Source organism: Pseudomonas parafulva NBRC 16636 = DSM 17004, from assembly GCF_000730645.1.
Lineage (GTDB): Bacteria > Pseudomonadota > Gammaproteobacteria > Pseudomonadales > Pseudomonadaceae > Aquipseudomonas > Aquipseudomonas parafulva.
The window spans coordinates 272,967-286,063 of sequence record NZ_BBIU01000002.1; the positions used below are offsets into that span (position 1 = coordinate 272,967).

The 13,097-nt window shown below is 67.3% G+C and carries 1 protein-coding gene (only partly in view); it reads left to right on the forward strand.

Going from position 1 to position 13,097, the window contains the following annotated elements; genetic code table 11:
- Positions 1-13,097, forward strand: the 5' portion of a protein-coding gene (locus PPA02S_RS01445) for a non-ribosomal peptide synthase/polyketide synthase (RefSeq protein ID WP_042141141.1). The gene runs 9,241 nt beyond the window's last position; the window shows 13,097 of its 22,338 coding nt (coding positions 1-13,097); the start codon lies at positions 1-3; its stop codon lies off the right edge, out of view.

Sequence of the window (13,097 nt, forward strand, 5' to 3'; positions counted from 1 at the left end):
ATGCACTTCAGCGAATTGATGGCTGCTCTTTCCACCCGTGCAATCCGACTCCAGCGTGAAGACCAGGACCTGATCGTCCTGGGCGACGACGAAACCCTGGACGACCAGCTGTGGGAGGCGCTGTCGCGGCACAAGCCGGCGTTGCTGGAGATGCTTGCGTCACAGGATGACGACTGGCTCAGCCCGGCCTTGCGCATCACCCCCGACATGCTGCCGCTGGTCACGCTGGAGCAATCGGCCATCGACCGCATTGTCGACAGTGTGCCGGGCGGTGCTGCCAATGTGCAGGACATCTACCAGCTGGCTCCCCTGCAGCAAGGCATGCTGTACCACTACCTGTCTGCCACCGATGGCGACCCCTACCTGTCACAGGTGCAACTGCGCTTTGCCAGCAAGGCCCACCTGGACGCATTCGCCCACGCCCTGCAGTGGGTCATCCAGCGCCACGACATACTGCGCACCGCGCTGCACTGGGAATACCTGGACGCGCCCGTCCAAGTGGTATGGCGCGAAGCCGCGCTGGTGCGCGAAGCCTTGCCGCTTGAAGGGCCCGACGCCCTCGCAAACCTGTGCGAACGCTTCAACCCACGCCGTTACCGCCTCGACCTGCGCCAGGCGCCCTTGATGCAACTGGCCCATGCCCAGGGTGAAGGTGACCAATGGGTCGGCCTGCTGATGTTCCATCACGTGATCATGGACCACACCGCGCTGGACATCGTACGCCGGGAAATCCAGGCCCACCTGGCAGGGGCCGAGGCCCAGCTAGCGCCGCCAATGCCATTTCGCAACGTGCTGGCGGCTTCGCGCCAGGCGCTGGATGAGCAGGCCCATGCCGGGTTCTTCGAAGCCATGCTGGGTGATATCGACGAGCCCACCCTTGCATTTGGCGTGCAGGCCAGAACCGATCAGCCTCTGCAGCAGGCGCGCCTGACCCTGCCAGCCACCTTGGCGCAACGCCTGCGCAGCCAGGCCCGGCAGCTGGGTGTCAGCCCTGCCAGCATGCTGCACCTGGGCTTTGCCCGGCTGGTCGGCCAGTTGTCTGGCCGCCAGGCCGTGGTGTTCGGCAGCGTCCTGCTCGGGCGCATGACCACCGGCGAGGGCGGCGAGCAAGCGCTGGGCATGTTCATCAATACCCTGCCATTGCGCATCGACCTGGGGGCACTGGGCGTGCGCGACGGGCTGCTGGCTACCCATAAGCGTCTGTGCGGCCTGCTGGCCCATGAACAGGCCTCGCTGGCACTGGCCCAGCGTTGCAGCGGCGTGGCCGCACCGGCGCCGCTGTTCAACAGCATGCTCAACTACCGCCACAGCGACGCCGGTGATGCTGACGAGATCATCCCCGTAGCGCCAGGCATCGACATCGTTGGCGCTGAGGAACGTACCGACTACCCGCTGACCGTTAGCGTGGATGACCTGGGTGAAGACCTGCGCCTGACCGTGCAGAGCCTGCCTGAGTGGGGCGCGCACCGCCTGTGCGGGCAATTCCAGCAGGTACTGACCAGCCTGGTGGACGCCCTGGAGCAGGCGCCAGATGCACAACTGCAGTGCCTGCCGGTACTGCCGCATGGCGAGCGTGAGCAGGTGTTGCGCCGGTTCAACGACACGGTCAGCGTGTATCCTCAGGGCAATACCGTGCACGCGCTGGTCGAGGCCCGCGCAGCCCAGTTGCCGGCCGCCCTGGCGGTGGTCCAGGGCGACCAGGCGCTTACCTATGCGCAGCTCAACCAGCAGGCCAACCAGCTGGCCCACCGCTTGATGGCGTTGGGTGTAACCGTCGGCGACCGTGTCGCCCTGTGCCTGCCGCGCAATTGCAACAGGCTGGTCGGCGTGCTGGGTGTGCTCAAGGCCGGCGCTGCCTACGTGCCGGTAGACCCCGGCTACCCCGCCGACCGCATCGCCTACCTGCTGGCAGACAGCGCGCCGGCCTGGGTGCTGGCAGAGTCCACGCTGGCAGGCCTGCCGGCAGAGGTGCCGCGCCTGAACATGGACCACGCCGACACCTACGCGGCCAACGTGGCCAACCCACAGGTGCCCTGGCTGGACGCCCAGCAACTGGCTTACCTGGTGTACACCTCAGGCTCCACCGGCCAACCCAAGGGCGTAATGATCGAACATCAGGCCCTGGCCAACCTGGTGCATTGGCATTGCCAGGCATTCGCCGTAGGCGCAGGCGCCCAGGTCTCGAGCGTTGCCGGTTTCGGCTTCGATGCCTTTGCCTGGGAAGCCTGGCCGGCCCTGTGTGCCGGCGCCACCTTGCACCTGCCGCCGGCGCACATCGGCAACGAGCACGTGGAAGAACTGCTCGACTGGTGGCTGCAGCAACCCCTTACCGTCAGCTTTCTGCCCACCCCTGTGGCCGAGCAGGCGCTTGGCCGCGAGCAGCAGCACGCCACCTTGCGCACCCTGCTGGTAGGGGGGGACCGGCTGCGCCAGTTCGACCGCGACCCAGGCTTTGCCCTGGTCAACAACTACGGCCCGACCGAAGTCACCGTGGTGGCTACCTCCGGCCAGGTGCAACCAGGCGGCGCGCTGCACATGGGTACGCCCATCGCCAACACCCGTGCCTACGTGCTGGACGCGGGCCTGCAACCGGTGCCAGTGGGGGTAGTGGGCGAGCTGTACCTGGGCGGTGCCCAGGTAGCGCGCGGCTACTTCAACCGCCAGGCCCTGACGCAGGAGCGGTTCATGGCCGACCCGTTTAGCGAACAGGCCAACGCACGTCTATACCGCACGGGTGACCTGGTACGCTGGAACGCGGACGGCACGCTGGACTACGTAGGCCGCAATGACGACCAGGTCAAGATCCGTGGCGTGCGTGTGGAGCTGGGCGAAATTGAAGCCACCTTGAATGCGCAACCCGGCGTCAGCCAGGCCGTGGTGCTGGTGCGCGACGGGCGCCTGCTGGCCTGGTACACCCAGGCACAACCGCTTGACCCTGTGCTGCTGCGCGACGCCTTGCAGGCCAGCCTGCCTGGGCACATGGTGCCACAGGCCTTCATCGGCCTGGATGAACTGCCGCTGACCAGCCATGGCAAACTCGACCGCCGGGCGCTGCCAGACCCTGACACCACGGGCCTGGCCAGTGCCGCCTTCACCGCGCCGCTTACCCCGACCGAAGTCGCGATGGCTCAGGTATGGGCCGAGGTGCTGGGCGTGGAACGGGTAGGGCGGCATGACAATTTCTTCGAGCTGGGCGGCCACTCGCTGCTGGCTGTAACCCTGGTCGAACGCCTGCGCCGTGCAGGCATGGCCATAGACGTGCGTGTGCTGTTCGCCCAGCCCACCGTGGCAGCGCTGGCGGCAGTGGTGGGGGCAAGCCAGGAAGCCCAGGTGCCGCCCAACCGCGTACCCGAGCACGCCACCCACATCACCCCGGACATGCTCAGCCTGATCCAGCTGGACCAGGCGGCCATCGACCGCATCGTCACGGTTGTGCCCGGTGGTGCCGGCAACGTGCAGGAGATCTACCCCCTGGCGCCGTTGCAGCAGGGTGTGCTGTACCACCACCTGAGCGCCGAGCAGGGCGACCCCTACCTGCTGCAAACCCGCCTGGCATTCGACAGCATCGAGCGCCTGCTGGCCTGGGCCGGCGCCCTGCAACAGGTCATCGACCGCCATGACATCCTACGCACCGCCGTGCTCAGCCAAGGGCTGCCGCAGCCGGTACAGGTGGTGTGGCGCAAGGCTGAGCTGAGCGTGTGCGAAGTGACGGACCTGCCCCACCAGCCCGGCATGGCCCGCATCGAGCAACTGCATGCCCGCTTCGACGCGCGCCACCACCGCCTGGACCTGGCCCAGGCGCCCCTGGCCCGCTTGTACTACGCCCTGGACCCAGACAATCATCAGGTGGTCGCGGTGCTGCTGTTCCACCACCTGGCCCTGGACCACACCGCCATGGACGTGGTCACCCACGAGATGCGGGCGCTGCTGTTCGGCCAGGGGCAGACCTTGCCGCCCCCCGTGCCTTACCGCAACTACGTGGCCCAGGCCTGCCTGGTCGATCAACAGGCCCATGAAACCTTCTTCGACGCCATGCTCAACGATGTGAGCGAGCCGACCCTGCCGCTGGGGTATGCCGACGTGCAGGGCGACGGCGGCGGAATCGAGCACGCGGTGGTGGCGTTGGACGCTGCCGTGGCCGTTGACGTGCGCAGCCAGGCCCGGCGCCTGGGTGTCAGCGCTGCAAGCCTGATGCACCTGGCCTGGGCACGGGTGCTGGGCGTGCTGGCCAACCGCAGCGATGTGGTGTTCGGCACGGTGCTGATGGGGCGCCTGCAGGGCGGCGAGGGCGCTGACCGGGCATTGGGCATGTTCATCAACACCTTGCCCCTGCGCATCGACACCACGCTGGGTGCAAGCAACGGGGTACTGGCCACCCACCGCAATCTGTCGGCGCTGCTGGCCCACGAACATGCGCCCCTGGCGCTGGCCCAGCGCTGCAGTGGCGTGGCGGCAGGGGTGCCTTTGTTCAGTGCGCTGCTCAACTACCGGCACAGCAGCGACGCTGGCGCGGCGTCGGAGGGTTTGTGGGAGGGCGTGCGCCTGTTAGGCGGTGAGGAGCGCAGCAACTACCCGCTTACCCTCAGCGTCAACGACCTTGGCAGTGGGTTCACCTTCAACGTGCTGGCCGTGCCTGGCATTGGAGCGCAGCGGGTGGCCAACTGGATGGTCACCGCGGTGCAGCAGTTGGTGCGTGCCCTCGAACAGCAGCCGCTGGCGCGCGTCGATGGCTTGTCGATCCTCGATGACGACGCCCGTCGCCAGGTGTTGGGTGCGTTCAATGCCACCGCGCAGCTGTACCCACAGGGCCAGACCGTGCATGGCCTGGTCGAAGCCCGCGCCGTAGCCACCCCGGAGGCCACCGCGGTGTGCCAGGGTGATGAGGTGCTGACGTATGGCGAGCTCAACCAGCGTGCCAACCAACTGGCCCACCGCCTGATTGCGGACGGTGTGCGCTGTGGCGACCGCGTCGCCTTGTGCCTGAACCGCACCGTTGAGCGCATCGTTGCCCTGCTGGCCGTGCTCAAGGCCGGCGCCGCCTATGTGCCGGTCGACCCGGCCTACCCGCCAGCGCGTATCGCCTACCTGCTGGCCGACAGCGCACCGGTGCTGGTGCTCACCCAGTCGGGCATCGGCGGCCTGCCTGCCCAGTTGCCGCGGCTGGACCTGGATAACCCCGATACCCGCTTCAGCCGCGCCGATAACCCGCAGGTGCCCGACCTGACCCCGCGCTCACTGGCGTACCTGGTCTACACCTCGGGCTCCACGGGCCAACCCAAGGGCGTGATGATCGAACACCACGCCCTGGCCAACCTGGTGCACTGGCACTGCCAGGCGTTTGCCGTGCAGGCCGGCACCCGTACGTCCAGCGTGGCCGGTTTTGGTTTCGATGCCATGGCCTGGGAGGTGTGGCCAGCCCTGTGTGCAGGTGCCACCCTGCACCTGCCGCCTGCCTACCTGGCCAACGAGCATGTCGAGGCCTTGCTGGACTGGTGGCTCGAACAACCGCTCACCGTCAGCTTCCTGCCCACCCCGGTAGCCGAATACGCGCTGCGCCGGCCACGCCAGCATGCCACCTTGCGCACCCTGCTGGTGGGCGGTGACCGCCTGCGCCATTTCGACCGCGACCCAGGGTTTGCCGTGGTCAACAACTACGGCCCCACCGAAACCACGGTGGTGGCCACCTCGGGCACCCTGTTGCCGGGGGGCGCGCTGCATATCGGCCAGCCCATCGCCAATACCCGGGTCTACGTGCTGGACGAACAGCGTCAGCCGGTACCGGTTGGCGTCACTGGCGAGCTGTACATCGGCGGCAGCCAGGTCGCCCGTGGTTATTTCAACCGCCCCGAGCTGACCGAGGAGCGCTTCCTGGCAGACCCGTTCAGCCGCCTGCCAGGGGCGCGCATGTACCGCTCCGGCGACCTGGTGCGCTGGAACCCCGACGGTACCCTGGACTACCTGGGCCGCAACGATGACCAGGTGAAAGTGCGTGGCATGCGCGTGGAACTGGGCGAGATCGAAGCCGCGCTCAAGGCGCAGCCCGGCATCAAGGATGCCGTGGTGCTGGTGCGTGGCGAGCGCCTGTTGGGCTGGTTCACGGAAACCGCACCCGTGGCCGTAGAGCACCTGCGCCTGGCCTTGCAGGCTTGCCTGCCGGGCCATCTGCTGCCGCAGGCACTGATGCGGCTGGGCACGCTGCCGCTGACCAGCCACGGCAAGCTCGATCGCGCGGCCTTGCCCGAGCCACAAGCAGGCGACCTGGCCCAACAGGGCTATGAGGCACCGCTTGGGCCAACCGAAACAGCCATGGCCCAGGTATGGGCCCAGGTGCTGGGCGTAGAGCGGGTAGGGCGGCACGACAACTTCTTCGAGCTGGGCGGCCACTCGCTGCTGGCCGTCAGCCTGATCGAGCGCCTGCGCGAGGCCGGTTTGCCCACCGATGTGCGGGTGCTGTTTGGCCAGCCGACCGTGGCCGCACTGGCGGCCGAGCTGGGCGGCGCGCGGCAGGTGGTCATCCCCGAACCGGGCATCCCTGCAGGCTGCACACAGATTACCGGCCACATGCTGGCGCTGCTGGAGCTCGACCAGGCAAGTATCGACCGCATCGTCGCCGCGATTCCCGGCGGTGCTTCCAACGTGCAGGACATCTACCCCCTGGCGCCGCTGCAGGAAGGCATCCTCTATCACCACCTGAGCGCGGCCGACGAAGACCCCTACCTGCTGCAATGGCGCATCACCTTCGACAGCCTGCCAAGGTTGCAGGCCTTTGCCGGCGCCCTGGACCAGGTAATCGCCCGCCATGACGTGCTGCGCACCGCCGTGCTGTGGGATGGCCTGGCGCAGCCTGTGCAGGTGGTGCTGCGCAAGGCGCGCAGCGTCGTGGTGCAGGTCGATTCGCTCGATGACGCAGGCCGCCTGCCGTTCGACCTGGCGGCAGCGCCCTTGATCCGCCTGTTGCACCAGGCAGGTGAGGGGGCCGTTGAGGCGATGCTGCAATTCCACCATATCGTGCTCGATCACACCGCGATGAAGGTGGTCTTGCAGGAGATCCGCGACCACCTGCACGGCACCGTGCCCGCCCAGGCCCCGGTGCCCTACCGCAACTACGTGGCCCAGGCCCGCCTGGGTATCAGCGAGGCGGAGCACGAGGCGTTCTTCTGCGCCGAGTTGGCCGATATCGACGAGCCCACCCTGCCTTACGGGCTGGCCGGCATGCCCAACGGCGCCAGCGAGTTCCAGCTGGCCCAGGCGGTGCTGCTGCCTGAGCAGTACCAGCGCTTGCGCCACTTGGCCCGCCAACTGGGGGTGAGCGCCGCGAGCCTGGTGCACCTGGCCTGGGCGCGCTGGGTGGCAGCCACCAGCGGCAAGGCTGACGTAGTGCTTGGCACCGTGCTGCTGGGGCGCCTGCAAGGCGGCGAAGGTGCCGGCCGCGCCTTGGGTATGTTCATCAATACCCTGCCGTTGCGCTTGAACCTGGACGGCGTGAGCGTGCAGACCGGCGTGCAGCTGGCCCATCAGCGGCTTGCCGGCCTGCTGAGGCACGAGCACGCCCCCTTGGCCCTGGCCCAGCGCTGCAGCGCGGTGGCAGCGCCCACACCCCTGTTTGGCGCGCTGCTCAACTACCGCCATGGCGCCAACGCCGAAGAGCGCCAGGCATGGGACCAAGCCCTTGCCGGGGTGGCTGTGCACGCTGCCGCCGGGCACGGCCACTACCCCATCAGTGTCAACGCCGATGACCTGGGCGACGGCCTGCGCATTACCGCACAGGTGTGTGAGCCGGTGCAGGCCGGCCAGGTCTGCGAGCAATTGCTGCAGGTGCTGGCAGGCCTGCTCGATGCGCTCGAACAGCAGCCTTCGCTGCCCGTGCAACAGCTGCCGTTGCTGGATGCGCAGGCGCGTGCGCCGTTGCTCGGCAACCACGCCGCATACCCACATGACCTGGAACAAACGCTGCATGGCCTGTTCGAGGCCCAGGTGCGCAGCACACCAAACGCCATCGCCGTGGTGGACGGTAGCCAGCAGCTCACCTTCAGCCAGCTCGACGGGCGGGCGAATACCCTGGCCCATCACCTGGTCGCCCTGGGTGTGCAGCCGGATGACCGCGTGGCCATTTGCGTTGAGCGTAGCGCGGCCCTGGTGGTCGGCCTGCTGGGCATTCTCAAGGCAGGTGCCGCCTATGTGCCGGTAGACCCTGGTTATCCAGCTGCGCGCCTGCGCCATATGCTGTGCGACAGTGAACCGCGGGCCGTGCTGGTGCAGGGGGCAACGGTGACGATGCCGCTTGCCGCCCAGGCACCTGTGGTCGACCTGGATCACCCGTCCCTGGCGCAGTTGCCCACCACAGCCCCGCAGGTATCCGGCTTGAATGCCCGGCACCTGGCGTACGTGATCTACACCTCTGGCTCCACCGGCCTGCCCAAAGGGGTCATGGTGGAGCACCGCAACGTGGTCAACCTGGTGCACTGGAGCCGTCGCCTGTGGCCGGTATCGGATGAGCGGGTGGTCATGCATAAAACGCCGATCAGCTTCGATGCCTCGGTGTGGGAGCTGTTCTGGCCGCTGTGCATTGGCCTGCGCCTGGTACTGGCGCGCCCTGAAGGCGAACGCGACCCGGCCTACCTGGCGCAGTTGATCCAGGCCCAGCAGGTGAGTGCGGTGCAGTTCGTGCCCGCATTGCTCCAGCAGTTCGTTGAACAGCCCGAAAGCCGCCACTGCTCGTCGCTCACCGATATTCTGTGCGGCGGTGGGGAGTTGACCTCCGCCCTGGCTGCACAGGTCCGGCAGTGCCTGCCCCAGGTTCGCCTGCATAACGTGTATGGGCCCACCGAAACCACGGTGGATTGCAGCCTGTGGACACTGGAGCCAGATGCGCCAGTAGCCAGCGGCGCCTTGCCCATCGGCAAACCCATCGACAATACCCGCCTCTACGTGCTCGACGCCTACGACCAGCCCGTGCCCGCTGGTGTGGCCGGGCACCTGCACATTGGTGGGGCCGGGGTCACCCGCGGTTACCTGGGCCTGCCCGAGCAGCAGGCCGAGCGGTTCATCGCCAACCCGTTCGTGGCCGGTGAGGGGCTGTACCGCAGCGGCGACCTCGCGCGCCTGGACGCCGATGGCAACCTGGTGTTCCTCGGCCGCCTGGACCAGCAGATCAAACTGCGCGGCCTGCGCATCGAGCCGGGCGAAATCGAGGCGTGCCTGTTGCAGGTGCAGGGCGTGCGCGAGGCGGTGGTACTGGCTGTAGACGGCACACGCCTGGTGGCCTGGTACACCGGCACGGCGCTGCCCGCAGACACCCTGCGCCAGGCGCTGGCGGCGCAGCTGCCCGAGCACATGGTGCCAGCCGTGTACATCCCGCTCGAGCGGCTGCCATTGACCCCCAACGGCAAACTCGACCGCCAGGCACTGCCGGCGCCGGATGTTGCATTGCAGGGGCGACGCTACGAGGCGCCAGTAGGCGCAACCGAGACGTTGCTGGCACAACGCTGGGCCGAGCTGCTGGGTGTGGCGCAGGTAGGCCGGCATGACAACTTCTTCGAACTGGGCGGCCACTCGCTGCTGGCAGTGAGCCTGACGGCGCGGCTGCGGCTGGAAGGCCTGCAGGTGGACGTGCGCACCCTGTTCGGCCAGCCGACCGTCGCCGCGCTTGCGGCCACGCTCAGCCGCAGTGAGCAAGTGCAGGTGCCCGAGAACCGCATCCCGCCTGATTGCGCCCACATCACGCCCGACATGCTGAGCCTGATCGACCTGGACGCTGCAGCCATTGCACGCATCGTTGCCCAGGTACCCGGCGGCGTGGCCAACATTCAGGACATCTACCCCCTGGCACCGCTCCAGGAAGGCATTCTTTACCACCACCTGTCCGCCGAGCACGACCCATACGTGCTCTATTCACGCCTGCGCTTCGCCAGCCTGGACCGCCTGGATGCCTTTGCCAGCGCCCTGGACAAGGTGATCGCCCGGCATGATGTGCTGCGTACCGGCATCTTGTGGGAAGGCCTGCCGCAGCCGGTGCAGGTGGTGGTGCGCCAGGCCAGCCTGGCGCGCATGGCCTGTAGCGACCCGTGGAATGCTGCGAATGAAGCCCCGCTGCTGGACATCGCCCAGGCGCCGTTGATTCGCCTGTTGTACGGCGAACGTGATGGCGAGGTCCAAGCCACCCTCCAGTTCCACCATATCGTGCTCGACCACACGGCCCTGGAAGTGGTGGGTGAAGAGCTGACTGCGTACCTGGGCGGCGCGCCAGCACCGGTGAAGGCCTCGGTGCCATACCGGAACTACGTGGCCCAGGCACGCCTGGGTGTCAGCCAGGGCGAGCACGAAGCGTTTTTCACCGGGCAGCTGGCGGATATCGATGAGCCAACACTGCCGTTTGGCCTGAGCGACGTGCAAGGCGATGGTCGCCACCTGGACGAGGCCAGCCTCACACTTGCGCAGGCGCTCGCCAGCGGGCTGCGGCAACAGGCGCGCCTGCTGGGTATCAGCGTTGCCAGCCTGTTCCACCTGGCGTTCGCCAGGGTTCTGGCGGCTGCCAGTGGCAAGGCACCGGTGGTGTTCGGCACCGTACTGCTGGGCCGCCTGCAAGGCGGTGAAGGGGCCGAGCGTGCCCTTGGGATGTTCATCAACACGCTGCCGCTGCGTGTGGAACTGACCGGCCACGGCGTGCGCGATGCTGCCCGTGATGTGCATCAGCGCCTGAGCGGGCTGCTGGCCCACGAACACGCCTCGCTGGCCCTGGCGCAACGTTGCAGCGCTGTGGCAGCGCCGTTGCCGCTGTTCAGCGCCATGCTCAACTACCGCCATGGTACCCAGCCGGGCGCCGACCGCGGGGCGGCCTGGGCAGGCATTGAGGTACTGGACGGGCAGGAGCGGACCAATTACCCGTTGAGCCTCAATGTGGATGACCTGGGGCAGGCCTTCCGCCTGGTGGCCACGGCGCCTGTCGAGGTAGGCGCACTGCGTGTCTGTGGCCAGGTGCACCAGGTGCTGGAGGCGCTGGTTGACGCACTGCAGCAGGTGCCGGACCTGCCGGTGCAGCAACTGCCTGTACTCCAAGCCGAAGAGCGCAACCGGGTACTCACCGGTTTCAATGACACTGCCGTGAATTACGACTTGGAGCACACGCTGCATGGCTTGATGGAAGCGCAGGTAAAACGTACACCCCAGGCCATCGCGGTACAGGCCGAGGAGGGCACGCTGACCTACGCCCAGCTCAACGCCCAGGCCAACCGCCTTGCTCACCATTTGATCAGCCTTGGCGTCAAACCCGATGACCGGGTGGTGATCTGTGTCGAACGCGGGCTGGCGATGGTAGTAGGCCTGCTTGGCATCCTGAAGGCGGGTGCAGCGTACGTGCCGGTGGACCCGGACTATCCAGCAGAACGTATCCGCCATATGGTCAGCGACAGTGCGCCCGTCGCCATCCTGGTACAGGGTGCAACGCGTCACGTGCTTGAGCAGGGTGTGCGAATTGACCTTGACGCCCCCCTGGACCCTGGGCTCCCCGATACCAACCCAGAGGTTGCAGGGCTCACGCCGCAGCATCTGGCCTACGTGATCTACACCTCAGGCTCGACCGGCTTGCCCAAAGGCGTGATGAACGAACACCGCGCCGTGGTCAACCGCCTGCTGTGGATGCAGGATGCGTACGGCCTGGGTGCCGAGGACGTGGTTCTGCAAAAAACACCGTTCAGCTTCGACGTGTCCGTGTGGGAATTGCTGTGGCCACTGCAAACGGGTGCGAAGCTGGTGATGGCGCGCCCGGGCGGGCATCGTGATCCGCAGTACCTGCAACACGCCATCGAGCAGGAGCGCGTCAGCACGCTGCACTTCGTGCCGTCGATGCTGGAAGTGTTCCTGTCTGCGCTTGCCGCAGGCTGGCAGGCCCCTGGGTTGAAACGCGTGGTGTGCAGCGGTGAAGCGCTGCCGGGCAGCCTGGTACGGCGGTTCCACGCGCAACTGCCGCAGGTAGAACTGCACAACCTGTACGGCCCGACCGAAGCAGCGGTAGACGTCAGCGCCTGGCACTGTGTGACGGCCCCGGATAATACCCCAATCGGCACACCCATCGCCAACACCACGCTGTACGTGCTGGACGAACAGCGGCAACCGGTACCACACGGCGTCGCCGGGGAGCTGTACATCGGCGGTGTCCAGGTGGCGCGGGGCTACCTGAACCGGTTGGAGCTCACCGCTGAACGCTTCATCGATGACCCGTTCAGCACGCAACCCGGTGCACGCCTGTACCGCACCGGCGACCTTGCACGGCACTTGCCGGATGGCAACCTGGAATACCTGGGCCGCAACGACGACCAGGTGAAGCTGCGCGGCCTGCGTATCGAACTGGGTGAGATCCAGGCGGGGCTGACCCGCATCGAGGGCGTCAACGAAGCGGTGGTCATCGCCCGCGATCAACGCCTGGTCGCGTACTACACGGGTGAGCCGCAAGCGGTCGATGACCTGCGGAGTGCCTTGCTGCTGCACCTGCCGGAATTCATGGTGCCGGCGCAGTTCATGCACCTGCAGGCATTGCCGCTGAGCCCCAATGGCAAGCTGGACCGCAAGGCCCTGCCAGAACCTGGCGCCGTGGCTGATCGCCCTTATGAAGCGCCCGAGGGCGATACCGAAACCCTGCTGGCGACACTCTGGTGCGAATTGCTGGGCGTGGAACGGGTAGGGCGTCACGACAACTTCTTCGAACTGGGCGGCCACTCGCTGCTGGCCGTGACCCTTACTGCACGCCTGCGCGAGCGGGGCTTGCAGGCCGACATCCGGGTGCTGTTCGGCCAGCCAACGCTGGCGGCCCTGGCAGCTGCGCTGGGCAGCGAGAGTGCCGTGGTGGTGCCGGCCAACCGCATCGTACCGGGCTGCACCCGCATCACCCCGGCGCTGCTGCCACTGGCCAGCCTTTCGCAAGCCGCTATCGACGGCGTGGTCAGGCAGATCCCGGGCGGCGTCGCGAACATTCAGGACATTTATGGCCTGGCGCCCCTGCAACAGGGCATTCTGTACCACCACCTGGCCAGCGAGGGCGTGGACCCCTACGTGCTGCAGGCCCGTTTCAGCTTCCCGACCCAGACCGAGCTGGACGCTTTCGC